The sequence below is a fragment of the Rhodobacter xanthinilyticus genome (genome assembly GCF_001856665.1).
Taxonomy (GTDB): Bacteria; Pseudomonadota; Alphaproteobacteria; order Rhodobacterales; family Rhodobacteraceae; genus Rhodobacter; species Rhodobacter xanthinilyticus.
Genome location: NZ_CP017781.1, coordinates 2,206,079 through 2,227,957 on the forward strand (window position 1 = coordinate 2,206,079; position 21,879 = coordinate 2,227,957).

At 66.8% G+C, this 21,879-nt stretch carries 21 protein-coding genes; 2 read left to right on the plus strand and 19 right to left on the minus strand.

Features of this window, described 5'->3' with window-relative positions; all coding sequences use genetic code 11:
* Positions 1–63: 63 nt before the first annotated feature.
* Entirely contained in the window at positions 64–426 is a 363-nt protein-coding gene (locus tag LPB142_RS10780; protein ID WP_068766669.1) for a YigZ family protein, read from the plus strand.
* Here the strand turns inward: LPB142_RS10780 and LPB142_RS10785 are convergent.
* Genes LPB142_RS10785 through argS form a run of 6 tightly spaced genes read right to left on the minus strand, consistent with a single transcriptional unit; the run spans position 407 to position 5,984 of the window.
* The gene (locus LPB142_RS10785; protein WP_068766668.1) at positions 407–616 is read right to left on the minus strand and encodes a hypothetical protein; all 210 of its coding nucleotides are present in this window, start codon (positions 614–616) and stop codon (positions 407–409) included. The genes LPB142_RS10780 and LPB142_RS10785 overlap by 20 nt on opposite strands.
* Positions 606–1,250: an SMC-Scp complex subunit ScpB gene (gene scpB, locus LPB142_RS10790; protein ID WP_071166378.1), complete on the minus strand. Its 645-nt coding sequence runs from the start codon at positions 1,248–1,250 to the stop codon at positions 606–608. The genes LPB142_RS10785 and scpB overlap by 11 nt, the downstream gene beginning before the upstream one ends.
* The gene (locus tag LPB142_RS10795) at positions 1,243–2,052 is read right to left on the minus strand and encodes a segregation and condensation protein A (protein ID WP_071166379.1); all 810 of its coding nucleotides are present in this window, start codon (positions 2,050–2,052) and stop codon (positions 1,243–1,245) included. The genes scpB and LPB142_RS10795 overlap by 8 nt, the downstream gene beginning before the upstream one ends.
* Positions 2,045–3,040 (minus strand): glycoside hydrolase family 3 N-terminal domain-containing protein, encoded by a 996-nt coding sequence (locus LPB142_RS10800; RefSeq protein WP_071166380.1) that lies wholly within the window; start codon positions 3,038–3,040, stop codon positions 2,045–2,047. The genes LPB142_RS10795 and LPB142_RS10800 overlap by 8 nt, the downstream gene beginning before the upstream one ends.
* The gene (locus LPB142_RS10805; RefSeq protein ID WP_082872955.1) at positions 3,040–4,185 is read right to left on the minus strand and encodes an SPOR domain-containing protein; all 1,146 of its coding nucleotides are present in this window, start codon (positions 4,183–4,185) and stop codon (positions 3,040–3,042) included. The genes LPB142_RS10800 and LPB142_RS10805 overlap by 1 nt, the downstream gene beginning before the upstream one ends.
* Positions 4,186–4,241: 56 nt before the next feature.
* The gene (gene argS, locus LPB142_RS10810; protein ID WP_071166381.1) at positions 4,242–5,984 is read right to left on the minus strand and encodes an arginine--tRNA ligase; all 1,743 of its coding nucleotides are present in this window, start codon (positions 5,982–5,984) and stop codon (positions 4,242–4,244) included.
* Between the two features lie 202 nt (positions 5,985–6,186).
* On the opposite strand from argS, the gene LPB142_RS10815 reads away from it, so the two are divergent.
* Complete coding sequence (locus tag LPB142_RS10815) at positions 6,187–7,884, plus strand: DEAD/DEAH box helicase (protein ID WP_083392666.1); 1,698 nt, start codon at positions 6,187–6,189, stop codon at positions 7,882–7,884.
* Positions 7,885–8,149: 265 nt separating this feature from the next.
* Here LPB142_RS10815 and LPB142_RS10820 read toward each other — a convergent pair whose 3' ends face one another.
* From LPB142_RS10820 to nuoG, 13 genes are read right to left on the minus strand one after another with little or no spacing between them, the layout of a single operon-like run.
* On the minus strand, positions 8,150–9,775 hold the full coding sequence (locus LPB142_RS10820; protein WP_156506876.1) for a ribonuclease J: 1,626 nt from the start codon (positions 9,773–9,775) through the stop codon (positions 8,150–8,152).
* A 47-nt stretch (positions 9,776–9,822) separates the two neighbouring features.
* Positions 9,823–10,599, minus strand: coding sequence for a type III pantothenate kinase (locus LPB142_RS10825; RefSeq protein WP_068766662.1), 777 nt, complete (start codon positions 10,597–10,599; stop codon positions 9,823–9,825).
* An 11-nt stretch (positions 10,600–10,610) separates the two neighbouring features.
* On the minus strand, positions 10,611–11,360 hold the full coding sequence (locus LPB142_RS10830; protein WP_156506875.1) for a biotin--[acetyl-CoA-carboxylase] ligase: 750 nt from the start codon (positions 11,358–11,360) through the stop codon (positions 10,611–10,613).
* A 1-nt stretch (position 11,361) separates the two neighbouring features.
* Positions 11,362–12,804: an NADH-quinone oxidoreductase subunit NuoN gene (gene nuoN, locus LPB142_RS10835; RefSeq protein WP_068766660.1), complete on the minus strand. Its 1,443-nt coding sequence runs from the start codon at positions 12,802–12,804 to the stop codon at positions 11,362–11,364.
* Positions 12,805–12,816: 12 nt separating this feature from the next.
* Positions 12,817–14,352, minus strand: a complete 1,536-nt coding sequence (locus LPB142_RS10840; protein WP_071166382.1) for an NADH-quinone oxidoreductase subunit M — start codon at positions 14,350–14,352, stop codon at positions 12,817–12,819.
* The gene (gene nuoL, locus LPB142_RS10845; protein WP_071166383.1) at positions 14,352–16,466 is read right to left on the minus strand and encodes an NADH-quinone oxidoreductase subunit L; all 2,115 of its coding nucleotides are present in this window, start codon (positions 16,464–16,466) and stop codon (positions 14,352–14,354) included. The genes LPB142_RS10840 and nuoL overlap by 1 nt, the downstream gene beginning before the upstream one ends.
* Positions 16,467–16,472: 6 nt before the next feature.
* Positions 16,473–16,778 (minus strand): NADH-quinone oxidoreductase subunit NuoK, encoded by a 306-nt coding sequence (nuoK, locus tag LPB142_RS10850; protein ID WP_068766657.1) that lies wholly within the window; start codon positions 16,776–16,778, stop codon positions 16,473–16,475.
* A gap of 49 nt (positions 16,779–16,827) precedes the next feature.
* Positions 16,828–17,436 (minus strand): NADH-quinone oxidoreductase subunit J, encoded by a 609-nt coding sequence (locus LPB142_RS10855; RefSeq protein ID WP_068766656.1) that lies wholly within the window; start codon positions 17,434–17,436, stop codon positions 16,828–16,830.
* The gene (locus tag LPB142_RS10860; RefSeq protein WP_068766655.1) at positions 17,433–17,843 is read right to left on the minus strand and encodes a carboxymuconolactone decarboxylase family protein; all 411 of its coding nucleotides are present in this window, start codon (positions 17,841–17,843) and stop codon (positions 17,433–17,435) included. The genes LPB142_RS10855 and LPB142_RS10860 overlap by 4 nt, the downstream gene beginning before the upstream one ends.
* Positions 17,840–18,331: an NADH-quinone oxidoreductase subunit NuoI gene (gene nuoI, locus LPB142_RS10865; RefSeq protein ID WP_068766654.1), complete on the minus strand. Its 492-nt coding sequence runs from the start codon at positions 18,329–18,331 to the stop codon at positions 17,840–17,842. The genes LPB142_RS10860 and nuoI overlap by 4 nt, the downstream gene beginning before the upstream one ends.
* 3 nt (positions 18,332–18,334) lie before the next feature.
* A complete protein-coding gene (gene nuoH, locus LPB142_RS10870) occupies positions 18,335–19,372 on the minus strand; it encodes an NADH-quinone oxidoreductase subunit NuoH (RefSeq protein WP_068766653.1) in 1,038 nt (345 codons plus the stop codon).
* Between the two features lie 24 nt (positions 19,373–19,396).
* The gene (locus LPB142_RS10875) at positions 19,397–19,810 is read right to left on the minus strand and encodes a hypothetical protein (protein ID WP_156894364.1); all 414 of its coding nucleotides are present in this window, start codon (positions 19,808–19,810) and stop codon (positions 19,397–19,399) included.
* A 9-nt stretch (positions 19,811–19,819) separates the two neighbouring features.
* Positions 19,820–21,835 carry an NADH-quinone oxidoreductase subunit NuoG gene (nuoG, locus tag LPB142_RS10880; protein WP_071166384.1) on the minus strand — a complete coding sequence of 672 codons (2,016 nt, stop codon included), beginning with the start codon at positions 21,833–21,835 and terminating at the stop codon, positions 19,820–19,822.
* Positions 21,836–21,879: the final 44 nt, after the last annotated feature.

Consider the following 21,879-nt stretch of genomic DNA (forward strand, 5'->3'; position numbering starts at 1 on the left):
GGGCAGCGCCCCCCTCCCCGGCCCCTCTTGCGCGCGCGAGCGCGATTGCTTACCCCTCGCCTCATGCTTCAGCTCGAGAACATCATCTCCGACCGCGGCTCGAAATATGCCGTATCCGGCGCGCCTTGCGCCTCGGAGGCGGAGGCAAAGGCGCTTTTGAAGGAGCTCAAACGCGCCAAGAAATACGCCAAGGCCACCCATAATTCCTGGGGGTTTCTCGGCCCCGAGGGCGGCGTGAAGAACGATGATGGCGAGGCGGGCGCGGGGGCGATCATCTTGCGGATGCTCGAAGGCGCGGGGCTCGAGGGCCACCTCGTCGTGGTCACGCGCTGGTATGGCGGCAAGCACCTAGGCGGCGACCGCTTCCGCCATGTGCAGGACGCGGTGCGCGCCTATCTCGAGGCGCTCAGCGCAGACGGCGGGTGATCTGCGCGGCCTGACGGGCGCGTTTGACCGTCTCGCGCAGGCCCTTGGCCTGATCGCGTTCTTCGGGGGTCATCTTGGCGCCGGGCTTGCCCTTGCCCGCGACGAGATCGATCCCCTTCGTCACGCCGAGGTTCACCAGCCGCTTGAGCACCAGGTTCACCACCATCTGGATCAGTTTCTCAAGGCTCATCGCCATCCTCCAACACCTCGAAAAGCTCGCTCTGGCCGATCGCGCCCTCGTCCTCGTCCTCGGCCCCCGGCATCGGGCGGGCATCGAGCAGCCCCGCCGCCCGCAGCTCCTTCAGCCCCGGCAGGTCGCGCGCCGATTCGAGGCCGAAATGGTCGAGGAAGCCCTGCGTGACCACAAAGGTCACCGGCCGCCCCGGTGTCATCCGCCGCCGCCCGAACCGGATCCACTCCATCTCGAGCAGCTGGTCCACCGTCCCGCGGCTGACCGCAACCCCCCGGATTTCCTCGATTTCCGCCCGCGTCACCGGCTGGTGATAGGCGATGATCGCGAGCGTCTCGACGGCGGCGCGGCTGAGCTTGCGGGTCTCGACGACCTCCTTTTGCATCAAAAACGACAGATCCGGCGCCGTGCGGATCGCCCAGGCCTCGCCGACCTTCACCACCCGCACGCCCCGCCCCTCATAGCGCTTGCGCAGATAGGCGATCGCCTCGGCGGGGTCCGAGCCATGCGGCATCCGCTCCTCCATCTCGCGCAGGCTGACCGGCTCGGTCGCGGCGAAGAGAATCGCCTCGACCATCCGCTCCTGCTCGGCGATCGGCGGCGCTGCAAAGAGGGATTTCTCGCTCTCACTCATCGGCGGGTCGGCTCCTTGGGCTGGTGCGCGCGCGGATCGAGATCGGCGCGAAGGTGCCGCTCTGGCGGATCTCGATCTGGCCCTGTTTGGCCAGTTCGAGCGAGGCGGCGAAGGTGGCGGCGGTGGCGGTGCGGCGCTTTTTCGGATCCATCCCCCAGCCCTCGGGCAGATAGCTGACGAGATCGGTCCATTCGACCGCATGGCCAACCAGCGCCCGCATCCGCTCGAGCGCCTGCTCCATCGTCAGAAGGTCTTTGCGATCAAAGGCATAGGGGCGGAACTCATCGCGGGTGCGGATCCGCGCATAGGCCTGCATGAGATCGAGGAGCGTCGCCGTATAGCGCACCGCGCGCACCCGCGCGACCTCCTCGCTCTGGCCGCGCACGAAGAAATCGCGCCCGCGCTGATCGCGCGCCATGAGCTGCGCCGCGGCCTCGCGCATCGCGGCGAGCCGCTCGAGCTGGAACGCCAGATGCGCGGCCATATCCTCGGCCGAAGGGCCCTCGGCGCCGGGCTCGGGCGGCAGCAGGAGCCGCGATTTGAGAAAGGCGAGCCAGGCCGCCATGACGAGATAATCCGCCGCGAGCTCGATCCTGAGCGCCTTCGCCTGATCGACGAAGCGCAGATATTGCTCGGCCAGTTCAAGCACCGAGATCCGCCGCAGATCGACCTTTTGCGTGCGCGAGAGCGTGAGCAGCAGGTCGAGCGGCCCCTCGAAGCCCTCGACATCGACGATCAGCGCCTCGGCCGCAAGCCGCTCGCTGACACTCGTCGCCTCGAACAGATGGACCTCTTCAGCCATGCGCCTCGCCGCTCAGGAGGCTTTCAAACTCGGCCTCCAGCGCGGAGATGTCAACGGGCTCGGGCGCGCGCCGCGCGGCGAGCGCGGCTTCGGCCCGCGCAAGCGCCGCGCCCGAAAGCGCGCCCGCGGCCGCGGCCACCGCATCCATCGCGGGCTGGTCGCCCTTGCAATGCAAGACCAGATCGCAGCCCGCCGCGATCGAGGCCGCCGCCCGCGCCCCCATATCGCCCGAGAGCGCCTCCATGCCGATATCATCGGTCATCAGAAGGCCCTGAAAGCCGATCTGCTCGCGAATGAGGCCGATCATCCGCGCGCTTTGCGTGGCCGGCGCGTCATCGAAAGCGGTGAAGCGGATATGCGCGGTCATCCCGATCGGCATGCCCGCGAGCGCCGCAAACGGCGCGAAATCCTCGGCCAGATCGGCGGCCGGGGCGGTGACGGTGGGCAGGTCGAGATGGCTGTCGGCCTCGGCCCGGCCATGGCCCGGCATATGTTTGAGCACCGGCAGAACGCCGCCCGCGAGGAGCCCCTCGGCGGTGGCGCGCGCATGCGCGATCACCTCGGCGGCGGAGGTGCCAAAACAGCGGTTGCGCAGGAACGGATGGGTGCGCGGCCCCGCCACATCGCAGGTCGGCGCGCAATTGCCGTCGATGCCGAGCGCGGCCAGCTCGGCCGCCTGCAGGCGCGCGCGCAGCCAGAAGCTGCGCACCGGGTCGCGCGCGGCACGCGCCTGATCGAGCGGCGGCAGCCATTCGCGCCAATGGGGCGCGCGCAGCCGCTGCACCCGCCCGCCCTCCTGGTCGATCAAGATCACCGCCTCGCGCCCGACGGCGGCACGCAGATCGGCGCAGAGCGCGGCGACCTGCGCGGGCGTCTCGATATTGCGGCCAAAGAGGATGAAGCCCCAAGGCGCGGCCGCGCGGAAGAAGGCGGCCTCCTCGGGGGCAAGGCGCGGGCCCGCACAGCCGAAAATCGTCGCGCCGATCATCAGCGCACCAGCGCCGGGATGCAGTTTTGCCCCTCGGCGACGAGCGCGGCGCAGAACCGGCGCGCCTCGTCGACATCGGCAAAGCCCTCGACGCGCAGCCGGTAGAAGGTGCGCCCGCCCGAGCTCGCCTCCTGCACGACGCGGCCCTTGCCCGCCATCAGCGCCTCGAAGCGCGTGGCGGCCTTGTCCCATTCGGCGCGGGCGAGTTCAGGCGTGTCGAAGGCGCCAAGCTGCACGAGGCGCGTGCCCTCCTTGAGGCTCGCGGCCTCGACCTCGCGCACCGCGGGCGCGGTCTCGCCGCCGATCTCGCGGGTCAGCGCGGCGGCGAGCGCCTCGGTGCCGAAATCCTTGCCCGGCCGCGCGAGCGGGCGCGGCGAGACCGCAACCCCGGGGACCGAAGCGGGAATGATCTTGAGCGCCGGCGCCTCCGGCGCAGCCTCGGGTGCGACCTCGGGTGCGGCGGCCTCGGCTGCGGGCGCGGGCGCGGCGGGCGGGGCGACGGCTTGCGGCGCGGCCTCCACCTCGGGCGCGGGCGCGGGCGCAGCGGCGCCCTCCTCATCGACCTCGCCCTCGGGCAGGGCCTCGACCTTGCCGGTCACCGCCCCGGCGCCCACCCGCGGCACCTCGGCCACCGGCAGCGCCGCAGGCTGCACGCTCGCCGCCGGTTTGGCGACAATCGCACGCCCCTCGCGGTCGAGCTTCACCCCGGTCATCGGCAGATCCTCGGGCGCGAGATCGCTCGGCGCGGGCGCCAGCACGACGCGCTCGGGCCCGGGCGCGGCAAGCCCCGTCCCCGCCACCTGATTGACCGCAAGCCCGACGTGACGCGCGAGATCCCCGCCCGGATCCTCCGGCGCGATCCGCGCCGGCCCCGCAATCGCGCGGATCACCGGCACCCCGGAGACATCGCGCACCGCCAGCCGATAGCCCCAGATCACAACCCCGAGGATCAGCGCCACCGAGGTCGCCGCGCCGGCATATTGCACGAGCCGCGAGGCGACCGGCACCGGCGCCGCCGGGTCGAGCGGCGCGCCAGGATAGGGCGCGTCAGGCTCGGGCGCACCATAGGCCCCGGGCTCACCGCCCTGCCAGCCCGGCTCCTGATAGCCGTAATCGCCCCCGTGACGGGAATATGAGCTCGCCATGCCTGCCTCGCCGTCGGTCACCCGACACAACTGCCGAAAACCCGGCGGGGCACGCTTCAGCGCATCTCTTCGGCCGGGGTCACGCCAAGAATACCAAGACCCGCGGAAATGACAACGGCACAGGCCCGCGCCTGGGCGATTTTCGCCGATGTGATCGCGGCATCGTCCTGCACGAAGCGCAAAGCCGGCTCCTCATTGCCGCGATTCCACAGCGCATGCAGATCCGAAGCGATCTCATAGAGGAAGAAGGCGATCCGATGGGGCTCGTTGGCGCGCGCGGCGATCTCGACATGGCGGGGCCATTCGGCGATCTTGCGGGCGAGCTCGAGCTCGGCGGGATGGGTGTTGAGGCTCAGATCCGCCGCGCCAAGCGCCGCATCCGAGACATCCACCCCCGCCTCGGCCGCCTTGCGCAGCACCGAGGCCACCCGGGCATGGGCATATTGCACATAGAAGACCGGGTTGTCCTTCGACTGCTCGAGCACCTTGTCGAAATCGAAATCCAGCGGCGCGTCGTTCTTGCGGGTCAGCATGTGGAAGCGCGTGACATCCGCCCCCGCCTGCTCGACCACATCGCGAAGCGTGACAAAGGTGCCCGCGCGCTTCGACATCTTGAAGGGCTCGCCGTTCTTGAAGAGCTTCACGAGCTGAATGAGCTTGATATCGAGCGGCACGCGGTTTTCCGAAAGCGCAGCAACGGCCGCCTTCATCCGCTTGACATAGCCGCCATGATCGGCGCCGAAAACGTCGATCAGCTGGTCGAACCCGCGCTCCACCTTGTCGAAGTGATAGGCGATATCAGGCGCGAAATAGGTCCAGGAGCCGTCCGATTTCTTCACCGGCCGGTCGACATCATCGCCAAACTGGCTCGAGCGGAACAGCGTCTGCTCGCGCTCCTCCCAATCCTCGGGCAGCTTGCCCTTCGGCGGCTCCAGCACGCCCTCATAAATCAGCCCGAGATCCTCGAGCCGCTTCAGCGCCGCCTCGATCTTGCCGGTGCCGTAAAGCGCCTTCTCGCTCGAATAGACGTCCATCTTGACGTTCAAAAGCGCCAGATCCTCGCGGATCATGCCCATCATGGCCTCGGTCGCAAATTCGCGCAGATCGGCGAGCCAGACCTCTTCGGGTTGGCCCAGCAGGCTCTCGCCATATTTCGCCTTCAGCGCCTCGCCCACCGGGATCAGATAATCCCCCGGGTAAAGCCCCTCGCGGATCTCGGGCTCGAGCCCGTTCGCCTCGCGGTAGCGCTCATAGGCCGAGCGCGCGAGCACATTCACCTGCGCGCCGCCGTCGTTGATGTAATATTCGCGCGTGACCTCATAGCCCGCGAAATCGAGCAGGCTCGCCAGCGCATCGCCAAAGACCGCGCCGCGGGTATGGCCGACATGCATCGGGCCGGTGGGGTTGGCCGAGACATATTCGACATTGACCTTCACGCCCTTGCCAAGGCTCGAGCGCCCGTAGCCCGCCCCGGCTTTGAGCGCCGCGCGCACCACATCGGCCCAGACGCCGGGCGCCAGACGCAGGTTCAGGAACCCCGGCCCCGCCACCTCGGCCGCCATGATCCGCGCATCCGCCCCGAGCTTCGCAGCCAGCGCCTCGGCGATGTCGCGGGGCTTGGCGCCCGCGGGCTTCGCCAGCACCATCGCCGCATTCGTCGCCATATCGCCATGGAGCGCGTCGCGCGGCGGCTCGACCGCCACATTCGCATAATCGAGACCCGCGGGGAGCCCCCCCTCGGCCACGAGAGCATCCAGAGCGGCGATCACCGCGAGACGAATATCGGCAAACAGGTTCATATCGGCTTTCCTTCGGTTGCCTTCACCCCTGCCAGAGCGCGCGCACGCCGTCAATGCCCGCCCCCCGGGCCGCGTGCCTCGAAGATTGACGTTTTGTCGCATTTCCTCTATGCAGCCGCAGACCCGCATCCGGCGGGCAGACCGGGGCGCCAAAGGCCGCGTCCCTCCACCCTGCGGTCCGATACCGCAACGAAGGACGCTAATGACCAAATTTTCCGACCTGAAGCTGGACCCGAAGGTCCTCACCGCCATTGTCGAAGCGGGCTATGAAACGCCGACGCCGATCCAGGCGGGCGCCATCCCCCACGCGCTCGAGGGCAAGGATGTGCTCGGCATCGCCCAGACCGGCACCGGCAAGACCGCCTCCTTCACGCTGCCGATGATCACGCTTCTGGCCAAGGGCCGCGCCCGCGCCCGGATGCCGCGCTCGCTGGTGCTCTGCCCGACGCGCGAACTCGCCGCCCAGGTGGCCGAGAACTTCGACATCTACGCCAAACACACCAAGCTCACCAAGGCGCTCTTGATCGGTGGCGTGTCCTTCGGCGAGCAGGACAAGCTGATCGACCGCGGCGTCGACGTGCTGATCGCCACCCCGGGGCGCCTGCTCGATCATTTCGAGCGCGGCAAACTCCTGCTCACCGGCGTGCAGATCATGGTCGTCGACGAGGCCGACCGGATGCTCGACATGGGCTTCATCCCCGATATCGAGCGGATCTTCCAGCTCACCCCCTTCACCCGCCAGACGCTGTTCTTCTCGGCCACCATGGCGCCGGAAATCGAACGCATCACCAACACCTTCCTGCATGCGCCCGAGCGTATCGAGGTCGCGCGGCAAGCCACCACCTCCGAGACGATCACCCAGAAACTCGTCGAGATCACCCCGCCGCGCCGCGATCAGGCCGCCAAGGCCAAACGCGAACTCCTGCGCGCGCTGATCAATGCCGAAGGCGAGGCCTGCACCAATGCGATCATCTTCTGCAACCGCAAATCGGATGTGGATATCGTCGCCAAGTCGCTGAAAACGCACGGTTTCAACGCCGCGCCGATCCATGGCGACCTCGAGCAGTCGCAGCGGATGAAGACCCTCGACAGCTTCCGCGACGGCTCGCTGCAACTGCTGATCGCCTCCGATGTGGCCGCGCGCGGGCTCGATATCCCGGCGGTGAGCCATGTCTTCAACTACGACCTGCCGAGCCATGCCGAGGATTACGTCCACCGCATCGGCCGCACCGGCCGCGCCGGGCGGCTCGGCACCGCCTTCTCGATCTCGACGCCCTCGGATGCGAAATATCTCGCCGCGATCGAGGCGCTGGTGAAGATGGAGATCCCGCGCGTCGAGGCGCCCGAGGGCTTCACCCTCTCCGAAGCCGCGCATCGCGAACCCAAGCAATATGACGAGAAACCCGGCCGTGGCGGCGCGGGCAAATCGCGCAGCCGCGGCGGCCGTGGCCGGGGCGAACGGGGCGAGCGCACCGAACGCGGCGACCGCACCGAACCCCCGCGCGCCCTCGAGGCCGAGGTGATCGAAACGCCGCTCGCCGCCCCCGAGCCGCAGGAGAGCGCCCCCCGCGCCCAAGCCCCCCGCCGCGAAGAGCGCCGCGAGGATCGTCGTGATGAGCGCCGCGAAGACCCCCGCCGCGAGGACCCCCGCCGCGAGAACCGCGACCGCGGTCGCGGCCGCGACAACGGCCCGGTGGTCGTCGGCATGGGCGACCATGTGCCCGATTTCCTGCTGCGCAGCTTCCGCACCACCCCGCGTCCGGCCGCCAAGCCCGAGGCCGAGGATCTGCAAGCCGAAACCGCCGAGACGCCGGTGAGCCAGGAAACCGCCGCGCCCAAAGCCGAGGCCCCCGAGGCCGCGCCCACCCCGGCGCCGCAAAGCGGAACCAGCGAAAGCTGAGACCGAGCCCCCTTCGATGAAAAGCCCCGGCGCGCACTAGGCGACCGGGGCTTTTTCTTGGAGCCGGGTCAGGGGGCGCTGCCCCCTCTGGCCTGCGGCCATTCACCCCCGGGATATTTGCAGCAAGATGAAAGAGGTGGATTTCATCTTGCCATAAATATCCCGGGGGGAGGCGAAGCCGGGGGGCAGCGCCCCCCTGCCCGCCCGCCAAAAGCGAAACGGCGGAGGTTTCCCCCCGCCGCTTTTGCTCTCTCTGATCGGGCGATCAATCCGCCATCAGGCGGCTCACCACGACGGTGACCTCGGGCTTCTTGCCGATCTCTTCCATGGTCACCTGCCGCGCGATCCGGCGCAGCGCCTCGTCCATCTTGTCGTCATTGCCGATCACCTTGTCGGGCGCGCGTTCGAGGAACTCGGCCAGCTCATCCTCGATCCGGTCGGCGATCGCGGCGCCGCCGCGGCCGGTTTCGGGCAGGCCCATCAGCTCGACCCAGGCATCGCCGAGCGGCACGTCATCCTCATCGATGATCACCGTGATCAGCACATGGCCGTTCAGCGCCATGCGGATCCGGTCGCGCACCACGCCATCCATCGCCCCGATCAGCACCGTGCCGTCGAGATAGGTCCGCCCGGCCTCGATATATTCGACGACCTTCGGCGCCGGGCCGGTCAGGTCGAGCATCGTGCCATTGGTCGCGACTTCGGAGGCGATGCCCTTGGCCAGCGCGATCTTCATGTGCTCGCGCATGTGGCGGTGTTCGCCGTGCATCGGGATCAGGATCTGCGGGCGCAAGAGGTCATGCACCGCCTCGAGATCGGGGCGGTTCGCGTGGCCCGAGACATGGTAGAGCCCGCCGCGGTCGTCGATCACCTCGACGCCCATTTCCGAAAACGCGTTCATGATCCGGATCACGCCGCGCTCATTGCCCGGGATCGTGCGCGAGGAGAAGAGGAAGGTATCCCCCTCCTTCATCTCGAGCCCGAGATATTTGCCCCGCGAGAGCTGCGCGGAGGCGGCGCGGCGCTCGCCCTGGCTGCCGGTCACGATCAGCATCAGGTTCTGGCGCGGCAGCTCGACCGCCTGTTCGGCGGGCACATGGCCGGGAAAGCCGGTGAGGACATTGGTCTCCTCGGCCGCCGTCACCATCTTCTTCATCGCGCGGCCCAAGAGGCAGACCGACCGCCCCGCGGCGCGCCCCGCTTCCGCCAGCGTCTTCAGACGCGCGACATTCGAGGCGAAGGTGGTCGCCACGACCATCCCGGTCTGAGCCGCGATCATCTCGGCCAAGGGCCCGGCGAGCGTTGCCTCCGAGCGGCCCGGCTGCGGCGAGAAGACGTTGGTCGAATCGCAGACCAGAACCTTCACGCCCTCGCCCTCATGGGCGATCTCGTGCCAGAGCAGCGGGTCGAAGGCCTCGCCCACCACCGGGTTGCCGTCGAGCTTGAAATCGCCGGTATGCACGATGCGCCCCGCCGGCGTGTCGATCACCAGCGCCGAGCTTTCCGGGATCGAATGCGAGACCGGCACGAATTGCACCTTGAACGGCCCCGCCTCGATCACCGTCGGGCGCGGCTCGACGACATGCAGGTCGTTCGAGGCGATCCCGGCCTCCTCGAGCTTCATCTGGCCGATGCGGGCGGTGAAGCGGCGCGCATAGATCGGCTTTTTCAGCTTCGGCCAGAGGTGCGGCAGCGCGCCGATATGGTCCTCATGGGCGTGGGTGATGAACACCGCCTCGATCCGCTCGACGTTTTCCTCGAGCCAGGCGACATCGGCCATGATCAGATCGACCCCGGGCGAGCCCTCCATATCCGGGAAGGTCACGCCCAGATCGACGACGATCAGCCGCTCCTTCCCCGGCCGGCCGTAGCCATAGACATAGGCGTTCATGCCGATTTCGCCGGCGCCGCCCAGAGGAAGATAGATCAGCCGTTCGCTCACTGGCTCAGCCCCTTGTTGTAATCGTGGATGAGCCGCAGCCCATGGATGGTCAGGTCGTCCTCGACTGCGTCGAAGAGGTCGAACCCCTGATCGAAGAGCCCGGCGAGCCCCCCCGTCGCGATCACCTTCATCGGGCGGTCGCGCTCGGCGCGGATCTGGCGCACGATCCCTTCGACAAGACCGATATACCCCCAATAGACCCCGGATTGAATACAGGCCACCGTATTCGTGCCGATCACCTGCGCGGGATGGGTCACATCGACATGCGGCAGCGCCGCGGCCGACATATGCAGCGCCTCGAGCGAGAGGTTCACGCCCGGCGCGATCACGCCGCCGATATAGGCGCCATCCGAGGCCACCACGTCGAAGGTCGTCGCGGTGCCGAAATCGACCACGACGATATCGCCGCCGTGGCGGTCATAGCCCGCGACGGTATTGACCAGCCGGTCGGGGCCGACCGTGGTGCCCGGGTCGACCCGCGGCCCCACCGGCAGCGCGCAATCGGGCTTGCCCACGACCAGCGGGCGGCAATCGTAATAGCGGTTGCACAGAACCCGCAGGTTGAACACCACCCGCGGCACGGTCGAGGAGATGATCGCCTCCGAGATGCCGCGCGGCACGCCCTTGAGCGCCATCAGCCCGGAGAGCCAGACGAAATATTCATCCGCCGTGCGGCGGTGGTCGGTCGCGATGCGCCAGGTGGCGAGAAACTCGCTCCCGTCCCAGATCGAGAAGACGGTGTTGGTATTGCCGCAGTCGATGCAGAGCAGCATGGGCTCTCTCCTCAGAAGAACACGTCCGCCGCGGCGATCGCGCGGGGGCCATGGGCGGTGCGCAGGATCATCGCGCCGCTCTCGTCGATGGTTTCGAAGACGCCTTCATGCGTCTCGGTGGTGGTGCGCGCGATGACCTTCTCGCCAAGCCGGGCGGCGCGGGCGAGCCAGGCGGTGCGGATCGGCGCGAAGCCATAGGTCTCGAACTGCCGCGCGCGGCGGTCGAAGGCGGCGGCGAGCGGGGTCAGGAGCTCCTCGGGCGTGATCGTGAGCCCGGTTTCCCCCGCGACCGAGACCGGCGCCATCGCGCCCGGCTCGAGATCCGCGGGCGGCGGGGCCGCGGCGAGGTTCACGCCGATGCCGACGGTGAGATGCGAGATCTGCCCGCCGATGCCGAGGCTCTCGAGCAAGATCCCGGCGATCTTGCCGCCATTGAGGAGCACATCATTGGGCCATTTGATCGAAAGCCGCGCGGCGGGGCCGAGCAGATATCCCAGCGCCTCGTCGAGCGCGAGCGCCGCCACGAAGGAGTAAAGCGCGGCATGGGCGGGCCCGCCGGGCGGGTGGAAGACGAGCGTCGCGGCGAAATTGCCCGGCGGCATCCGCCAGGGCCGGCCCCGCCGCCCGCGCGCGGCGGTTTGCTCATGGGCCAGAATCCACGCAGGCCCCGCAAGATGCGGGGCCAGACGGGAGGCCTCGGCCATGGTGGTCTCGACCCGGGCGAGGACGTGGCGCGCCACGCCCTCGGGCCAGGTTCCCAGATCAGTGGACAAGCGCAGCCGCCGCCGCCTGCGCGGCGCCTTCGATGCCGAAGAGGTTGAAGGCGCCCGCCACCATGATCGCCGCCGAAGCGATCAGGAACAGCCATTGCACCGCCGGCATCCGGCTGTCGAGCGCGTCGGTCTCGGTGCCGAAATACATGTAGTAGACCACACGCAGGTAGTAGAAGGCGCCGATCACCGAGGCGACCACACCGGCCGTCGCCAGCGCGACATAGCCCGCATCCACCGCCGCTTTCAGCACGCCGAACTTGGCGAAGAAGCCGAGCATCGGCGGCACGCCCGCGAGCGAGAAGAACAGCACCAGAAGCGCAAAGGCTTTCAGCGGCTCGGTCTTCGAGAGCATGTTGAGCGCGGCGATCTCGGTCACCGGCTGGCCGTCGCGCTCCATCGAGAGGATGAAGGCGAAGACGCCGATGTTCATGCCGATATAGATGACCATGTAGAGGAGCATCGACTGCACGCCCTCGGCGGTGCCGGCGGTGAGGCCGAGGAGCGCAAAGCCCATGTGGGCGATCGAGGAATAGGCCATCAGGCGCTTGATGTTCTTCTGGCCGATACCGGCGATCGAGCCCACGAACATCGAGGCGAGCGCGATGAAGCCGATGACCTGGCCCCATTCGGCGGTGACCTGACCGAAGGCATCTTGCAGCACCCGCGCGATCAGCGCCATCGCGGCCATTTTCGGCGCGGTGGCGAAGAAGGCGGTGACCGGGGTCGGCGAGCCTTCATAGACGTCGGGCGTCCACATGTGGAACGGCACCGCCGAGACCTTGAACGCGAGGCCGGTGATCAGGAAGACCATGCCGAAGAGCACGCCGAGCGGCAGATGCCCGCTCTCGGTCACGACCGAGATGATGCCCGCGAAAGAGGTGGTGCCGGCGAACCCATAGGTCAGCGAGGCGCCGTAGAGGAGCAGGCCCGAGCTGAGCGAGCCCAGCACGAAATATTTGAGACCCGCTTCCGAGGAGCGCGCCGAGTCGCGCCGCATCGCGGCCACCACATAGAGCGCGAGCGATTGCAGCTCGAGGCCCATGTAGAGCGACATCAGATCGCCGGCCGAGACCATCATCATCATGCCGATCACGGCGAGGACGACCAGGATCGGGAATTCGAAGCGCAGCAGGCCGCGGCGGAGCATGTAATCGGCGCTCATCGCGATCACCGCGGCGGCCGAGAACAGGATCGCCACCTTGGCAAAGCGCGCGAAGGCGTCGTCGATGAAGAGCCCGCCGAAAGCGGTGCCCTCACCGGGCAGGCGCAGCCCGATCCAGGCGCCGAAGGCGACCATGACCGCAACCGTCACCCACAGGAGCGGCACGGCGATCTTGTCCTTGCCGCCATAGGCGCCCACCAAAAGCGCGCCCATCGCGAAGACGGCCAGCAGGAATTCCGGGAGGATCGTGGAGAAATCCGCGAAAGTCATTGTCGTTTCCCCTCAGTGCCCGGCCGCCGCCGCAACTTCGGCGGGCAGGCTGGCGTGGTAGTCTTGGATGAGCTGGCCGACCGACGGGCCGATGATGTCGGTGACGAGGCTCGGGTACACACCCAGCACCAGCGTCATCACGACGAGCGGCGCGAAGATCCATTTCTCGCGGGCGGTCATGTCGGTGATGGTCTTCAGGCTTTCCTTGATCAGATCGCCCAGCACCACGCGGCGATAGAGCCACAGCGCATAGGCCGCCGACAGGATCACGCCCGAGGTCGCGACCATCGCCACCCAGGTGTTGACCTGGAAGGTGCCCATCAGCGTCAGGAATTCGCCGACGAAGCCCGAGGTGCCCGGCAGGCCGACGTTGGCCATGGTGAAGAACATGAAGACGAGCGCATAGGCCGGCATCCGGGTCACGAGGCCGCCATAGGCATCGATCTCGCGGGTGTGCATGCGGTCATAGATCACGCCGACCGCGAGGAAGAGCGCGCCCGAGACGAAGCCGTGCGAGATCATCTGGAAGATCGCGCCGTCGATGCCTTGCTGGGTCGCCGAGAAGATCCCCATGGTGACATAGCCCATATGCGCGACCGAGGAGTAAGCGATCAGCTTCTTCATGTCCGATTGCGCGAGCGCGACGAGCGAGGTGTAGACGATCGCGATCGCCGACATCCAGAGCACGAAGGGCGTCATCACCTCGAAGCCCACCGGGAACATCGGCAGCGAGAAGCGCAGGAAGCCGTAGCCCCCCATCTTCAGCAAGATCGCGGCCAGAACGACCGAACCGGCGGTCGGCGCCTGAACGTGGGCGTCGGGCAACCAGGTATGCACCGGCCACATCGGCATCTTCACCGCGAAGGAGGCGAAGAAGGCGAGGAACAGCAGCGTCTGCATCCCGCCGACGACGGTGAAGCCGAAGACCGAGAGCGTGGTCGAGGGGAAATCATGCGCCATCAGCGCGACGATATCGGTGGTGCCCGCGCTCATATACATCGCGACCATCGCCACCAGCATCAGCACCGAGCCGAGGAAGGTGTAGAGAAAGAACTTGAAGGTCGCGTAGATCCGGTCCTTGCCGCCCCAGATACCGATGATCAGGAACATCGGGATCAGGCCGGCCTCGAAGAACAGGTAGAAGAGCACGAGGTCGAGCGCGGCGAAGACGCCGATCATCAGCCCCTCGAGCGCGAGGAAGGCGATCATGTATTCCTTGACGCGCTTGTCGACATGCCAGGCCGAGGCGATGGTCAGCGGCATCAGCGCGGTGGTGAGAAGGATGAACAGGATCGAGATCCCGTCGACGCCCATCTTGTAGTGCAGCCCCATGATCCAGGGCCGGTCCTCGACGAACTGCATGCCGGTGTTCGAGGCATCGAAGCCCGCCAGCAGGAAGAGCGAGATCAGGAAGGTCGCCGTGGTCGCGGTGAGCGCAAACCATTTGGCGTTGCGGTCCGCCGCCTCCCCGCCCCCGCGCATCACGAGCGCGAGGATCGCCGCCGCGACGAGCGGCGTGAAGGTGATGATGGAAAGCAGGCTCTGCATTAGTGCGACCCCCCGGTCAGAACGACCCAGAACATGAGCACCACGATGCCGACGACCATGGCGAAAGCGTAGTGGAAGAGATAGCCGGATTGCACCCGGCCAGCGAGACGGGTCAGCCGCGGCACGAGACCGAGCGCCACCCCGTTGATGGCCCCGTCGATGACCGCGCCGTCGCCCTTTTTCCAGAAGAAGCGGCCGAGCCACTGCGCCGGACGGATGAAGATCGCGTCATAGAGCTCGTCGAAATACCACTTGTTGAGCAGGAAATCGTAGAGCGCGGGGTTGGCCGCGGCGAGACGCGACGGCAGGGCGGGTTTGGCGATGTAGAAGATCCACGAGATCACGAAGCCGATCACCATCGCGACGAAGGGCGAGACCTTGACCCAGGCGGGCGCATGGTGGGCGTCGTCCATCACATGGTTGTCGGGCGCCATGAAGATCGCGCCTTGCGGAGCGCCGGCATGGGCCGTGGCATGTTCGGCCGCCAGACCGGCGGTCTCGGCCTCGGTCGCGACATGGGTCGCGGCTTCGGTCGCATGGCCCGCAGCGGCTTCGGTCGCATGGCCTTCGGTCGCCGACACCTCATGCGAGGGCATGCCGAAGAACGACAGCACCTTGGCATGATCGCCGAAGAAGCTGTTGTACCACAGCATCCCCGAGAAGATCGCGCCGAGCGAGAGCACGCCGAGCGGCACCAGCATCACCATCGGGCTTTCATGGGCATGTTCATGCGCATGATGATCGCCCTTTTCCTTGCCGTAGAAGGTCATGAAGATCAGGCGCCACGAGTAGAACGAGGTCATCCCCGCCGCGATCACGAGCGCCCAGAAGGCATAGCTCGAACCCGAGGCATAGGCGCTCTCGATGATCGCGTCCTTCGACAGGAAGCCCGCGAAGCCGATCGAGGTCATCGGGATGCCGACGCCGGTGATGGCGAAGGTGCCGATCATCATGATCCAGAAGGTGAAGGGGATCTTCTTGCGCAGCGCACCGTAGTTGCGCATGTCCTGCTCGTGGTGCATCGCATGGATGACCGAGCCCGCGCCGAGGAACAGCATCGCCTTGAAGAAGGCGTGGGTCAGCAGGTGGAACATCGCCGCCGAATAGACACCCGCGCCGGCGGCCACGAACATGTAGCCGAGCTGCGAACAGGTCGAATAGGCGATGACGCGTTTGATGTCGTTTTGCACGAGGCCGACGGTCGCCGCGAAGAAGGCGGTGGTGGCGCCGATATAGACGATGAACATCTTGGCTTCGGGCGCGAATTCAAAGAGCGGCGACATCCGCGAGACGAGGAACACGCCCGCCGTCACCATGGTCGCGGCGTGGATCAGCGCGGAAACCGGCGTCGGGCCTTCCATCGCGTCGGGCAGCCAGGTGTGCAGCAGGAGCTGCGCCGATTTGCCCATCGCGCCGATGAACAGCAGGAAGCCGATCAGGTTGGCCGCGTTCCAGTCACGCCACAGGAAATGGATCGAGGTCTCCGCGAGCTGCGGGGCGGCGGCGAAGATCACATCCATGTTGATCGAGCCGGTCAGGAAGAAGAGACCGAAGATCCCCAGCGAGAAGCCGAAGTCGCCCACGCGGTTGACCACGAAAGCCTTGATCGCGGCGGCATTGGCCGAGGGTTTCTTGTAGTAGAAGCCGATCAGCAGATAGGAGGCGAGACCCACGCCCTCCCAGCCGAAGAACATCTGCACGAGGTTGTCGGCGGTCACCAGCGAAAGCATCGCGAAGGTGAAGAGCGACAGATAGGCGAAGAAGCGCGCCTTGTAATGCTCGTGATGGGTCCAGTTGTCGTCATGGGCCATGTAGCCCCAGGAATAGAGGTGCACGAGCGCCGAGACCGTGGTGACCACGATCAGCATGATCGCGGTGAGCCGGTCGACGCGGATCCCCCAGGAGGTGTCGAGCCCGCCCGACTGGATCCAGCTCAAGAGCTCGACGTGGCGGGTGGTGCCGTCCTGGCCGAGGAACACGACCCAGCTGAGCGCGCAGGCGAGGAACAGCAGACCCGTCGTGACGGTCATCGCGCCCTTTTCGCCGATCACGCGCCAGCCGAAGCCGCCGATGATCGCGCCGACGAGGGGCGCAAGAAGGATGATCGTTTCCATTGGCGCTTACCCCTTCATCACGTTGACGTCTTCGACGTCGATCGAGCCGCGGTTGCGGAAGAACACCACCAGGATCGCGAGCCCGATCGCGGCCTCGGCGGCGGCGACGGTCAGGATCAGCATGGTGAAGACCTGGCCCACCAGATCGCCCAGATGGGTCGAGAAGGCGACCATGTTGATGTTCACCGCCAGCAGGATCAGTTCGATCGACATCAGGATGACGATGACGTTCTTGCGGTTCACGAAGATGCCGAAGATGCCGGTGACGAACAGCAATGCCGCCACGCCGAGATAATGTTCAAGTCCGATCATCGCTGTCCCTCCGGGTTCGCGCCCGTCTTCATCTTGATCTTGGTGTTCATCACAGCCCCTGCCCCGGTTTGACATCCACGAGCTCGAGCGCCTTGGCCGGATCGCGGTGCATCTGCGCGATCACGTTCTGCCGCTTGACATCCTTGCGGTGGCGCAGCGTCAGCAGGATCGCCCCGATCATCGCGACGAGCAGCACAAGCCCCGCCGCCTGGAACAGGTAGAGATATTTGTCATACATGACCATGCCGAGCGCGACCGCGTTCTGCTGGCCCTCGACCAGCGGCACCGCGCGCAAGCCCTCGGCGCCCTCGGCCGAATGCCAGGCCATGAAGCCCGCGCCGATCTGCACCAGCATCACCACGCCGATCAGGAGCCCGAGCGGCATCGTGCGCGCCAGTTCCCCCTTCAGCTCGGCGAAGTCGACATCGAGCATCATCACCACGAAGAGGAACAGCACCGCGACCGCGCCGACATAGACGATGATCAGCAGCATCGCCACGAATTCCGCCCCCATCAGCACGAAGAGCCCGGCCGCCGAGAGGAAGGTCAGGATCAGCCAGAGAACCGAGTGGACCGGGTTTTTCGACACGACCACCATGAAGCCCGCGACCACCGCCGTAATGGCGAAGAGGTAAAAGGCGAATGCAAACACCGTCATGTGTTTTCCCCCGATTTTTCGTCAAAGACCGAACGCGCGATCTCCAGCGCGCGGGTCATGGCGGGCACCCCGCCGAACATGCTCATCTGGAAGATCGTCTCGGCGATCTCCCGTTGGGTGGCCCCCGCCTCCAGCGCGTGGCGGATCGTCAGGCGCAGCTGCGCATCGGCCTGCGCGCCCAAGACCGTCAACGCCGCAATCGTCACGAGCAGCCGGGTGCGGGCATCGAGACCTTCACGGTTGAAGGTCTTGCCGAACCAGATCTCCATCATGTCCTTCGACATGGTCGGAAACAGCTTCTCGAAGGCGGCGGGGTTGAAACTCTCGAGCGCGGGATTGAACAGGCGGGCCATCTCCGCCCCCTGCTCCATCATCGCCGAAAAGAGTTTCGAGAATTCTTCGGTCATCGGTAGGGCGCATCCAGCTCGAGGTTGCGGGCGATCTCGGCCTCCCAACGCGCACCGTTATCGAGCAGCTTCTCCTTGGTGTAGAAGAGCTCTTCACGGGTCTCGGTGGCGAATTCGAAATTCGGGCCCTCGACGATCGCATCGACCGGGCAGGCTTCCTGGCAGAAGCCGCAGTAGATGCATTTCGTCATGTCGATGTCATAGCGCGTGGTGCGGCGCGAGCCGTCCTCGCGGGGTTCGGCGTCGATGGTGATCGCCTGCGCGGGGCAGATCGCCTCGCAGAGTTTGCAGGCGATGCAGCGCTCTTCGCCGTTCGGATAGCGGCGCAGCGCGTGCTCGCCGCGGAAGCGCGGCGACAGCGGGCCCTTTTCATGCGGGTAGTTCAGCGTGGGCTTGGGCGCCACGAAATACCGCATGCCGAGCGCGAAGCCTTTGATGAAGTCCCACAGGACGAAATATTTTGCAGCGCGTGCGTAGTCGAAAGCCATGTCTCAGCCCCCCATCGTCCAGCGGGCCCAGAAGCCGCCGAGAACTTCGAATTTCGCAAGGAATGCCACCAGAACGACCCAACCGAGCGACAGCGGCAGGAACACTTTCCAACCGATCCGCATCAGCTGGTCATAGCGGTAGCGCGGCACGATCGCCTTCACCATGGCGAACAGGAAGAAGAAGAACGCCATCTTCGCGACCATCCACAGCACGCTGTCCGGGATGCCGGGGATCGGCGAGAGCCAGCCGCCGAAGAACAGCAGCGACATCAGCGCGCACATCAGGAAGATCGCGATATATTCGCCGGCCATGAACAGCAGGAACGGCGTCGAGCTGTATTCCACCTGGAAGCCCGCGACGAGTTCCGATTCCGCTTCCGGCAGGTCGAACGGCGGGCGGTTCGTCTCGGCCAGCGCCGAGATGAAGAACAGCGCCACCATCGGCAGGTGCGGCAGCCAATACCAGTTGAACAGGCCAAAGGAGCCCTTCTGCGCATTGACGATATCGGAGAAGTTCATCGAGCCGGTCGAGAGGATCACGCCGATGATGATCAGCCCGAGCGAGACCTCATAGGAGATCATCTGCGCGGCCGAGCGCAGCGAGCCGAGGAACGGATATTTCGAGTTCGACGCCCAGCCGCCCATGATCACGCCATAGACCTCGAGCGAGGAGATCGCGAAGACATAGAGGATCGCCACGTTGATATCCGAGAGCACCCAGCCCTCGTTGAACGGGATCACCGCCCAGGCGACCATCGCGAGGATGAAGCTGAGCACCGGCGCGAGGAAATATACGAACTTGTCGGCGCCCGCCGGCACGACGATTTCCTTGACGACATATTTCAGCGCATCCGCCACCGATTGCAGCAGGCCCCAGGGGCCGACCACGTTCGGGCCGCGGCGCATCTGCACCGCCGCCCAGATCTTGCGGTCGCCATAGACCAGGAAGAGCAGCGAGATCATCACGAATGCGATGATCCCCAGCGCCTGCACGACGATCAGGAGCGCCGTGCCCAGTGGTGTTGCCAGAAACTCAGCCATTTTGTCCCTCAGACCGCCTTATCTTCAAACCGTCGGTATTCCCTGATCCGCGCAATCGGCGACCGTCACTTCCGCGTCGATCGTCCGCAAGCCGCGGGGCAGCGCGGGCGAGATGGTGTAGACCGCATCTGCCCGCCAGATGCCACCGTTGTGCGAAACCTTCGTGCGCACATGGCGCGCGAAGCCATAACCGCGGATCAGCGCATATTGCGCCGCCGCACAGACCGCGTAATCCGCGACCTGCTGACGTCCCTGCGCGGCATCGGAAACCGCCACGCGAAATTCCACCAGATCCCCGTCGAGAAGCCGGGTCTCGACCCCGCGATAGACCGGCGCTGAGGCGCCCGCATCGGTCGCGGCCCCCGCCGGCGCGCAGGCCGCCAGCCCGGCCAGAAGGCCGGGGGCGAGGCGCGCAAGACGGGCGGGGAAACGGGTCATCGGGGCTCCTTACTCGGCCGCAACCGCCGAGGCGGCCTCGCGGCGCGCCTTGGCCTGCGCCGAGAGCTCGGCCATCAGGACCGAGGCCCGCGCGATCGGGTTGGTGAGGTAGAAATCCTGGATCGCGGTGCGGAAGCTCGCCCGGCCCATTTCGCGCGGCGCGACCGGGGTCCAGACATTCTCCACGACCTGATCGACCTGGCCCAGATGCGGCACCGCGGCGAGCATCGCGCGGCGCAGCCCCGCGAGGCTGTCCCAAGGCAGCGTCTGACCGAGCTCGGCCGAGAGCGCGCGCAGGATCGCCCAGTTTTCCTTGGCCTCGCCCGGCGCGAAAGCGGCGCGGAAGGCGAGCTGCGGGCGGCCTTCGGTGTTCACGAAGAGGCCGTTTTCTTCCGTATAGGCGGCGGCCGGCAGGATCACATCGGCGCGGCTCGCGCCCCGGTCACCATGGCTGCCCTGATAGATCACGAACGGGCCCGGGGCCACTTCGACCTCGTCCGACCCCATGTTGTAGACGACCTGCACGCCCTCGACCGCAGCGAGAATCCCGCCCTCGGTGACCGCGCCGACATCCATCGCGCCGACCCGGCCCGCGGCCGTGTGCAGCACCAGCATCTTGCCGCCGAGCTTCTCGGTCAGCGCCTGCGCATGGGCCAGAACCGCCTCGCCATCGGCCTCGCTCACCGCGCCCTGCCCCACGATCACCAGCGCGCCCTCGACCGCGACCGCCTCGGCGGCGAACCGCGCCAGCGTCGCGCGGTCTTCGCCGAGCTTCTCGTAATCATAGGTCAGATCGGCATCGGGGCCGATCACGGTGACCGTCGCGCCCTGCGCCCAGGCCTTGCGGATGCGCGCGTTGAGCACCGGCGCCTCGACCCGCGGGTTGGTGCCGATCAGGATGATATGCTGCGCGGTGTCGATATCGGCGATCGCGGCCGAGCCGACATAGGCCGAGCGGTTGCCCACCGGCAGACGCGCGCCATCGGTGCGGCATTCGACATTGCCGCCCATCCCCTCGACGAGGGTCTTGAGCGAGAAGGCGGCTTCGGTGGGCGCGAGATCGCCGACGAGGCCGAGCACCTTCTTGCCCTTCATCGCGGTGGCCGCGCGGCGCAGCGCCTCGGGCCAGCTCGCCGGGCGCAGCTTGCCGTTTTCGCGCACATAGGGCGTGTCGAGGCGCTGGCGGCGCAGGCCGTCCCAGATGAAGCGGGTCTTGTCCGAGATCCACTCCTCGTTCACGCCGTCATGGTTGCGCGGCACGATCCGTTTGACTTCGCGGCCCTTGGTATCGACGCGGATGTTCGAGCCAAGCGCGTCCATCACGTCGATGGTCTCGGTCTTGGTGAGCTCCCACGGGCGGGCGGTGAAGGCATAGGGTTTCGAGGTCAGCGCGCCGACCGGGCACAGGTCGATGATGTTGCCCTGCAGGTTGCTGTCGAGCGTCATGTTCAGATAGGAGGTGATCTCGCTATCCTCGCCGCGGCCGGTCTGGCCCATCTGGGTGATGCCGGCGACCTCGGAGGTGAAGCGCACGCAGCGGGTGCAGCTGATGCAGCGCGTCATGCAGGTCGAGACCAGCGGCCCGAGGTTCAGGTCCTCGGAGGCGCGCTTGGGCTCGCGGTAGCGCGAGAAATCGACGCCGTAAGCCATCGCCTGGTCCTGCAGGTCGCATTCGCCGCCCTGGTCGCAGATCGGGCAATCGAGCGGGTGGTTGATGAGCAGGAACTCCATCACCCCTTCGCGCGCCTTCTTGACCATCGGCGAGTTGGTCTTGACGACCGAGGGCTCGCCGTTCGGGCCCGGGCGCAGGTCCTTGACCTGCATCGCGCAGGAGGCGGCGGGCTTGGGCGGGCCGCCGACCACCTCGACGAGGCACATCCGGCAGTTGCCCGCGATCGAGAGCCGCTCGTGGTAGCAGAAGCGCGGCACCTCGATCCCGGCCTGTTCGCAGGCCTGGATCAGGGTCAGGTTCGGATCAACCTCGACCTCATGGCCGTCGATGATGATTTTGCGCGTGTTCGACATGTGTCTGATCCGTCACTTGGCTCGGGCGCGGAGGCCCGCGCGTT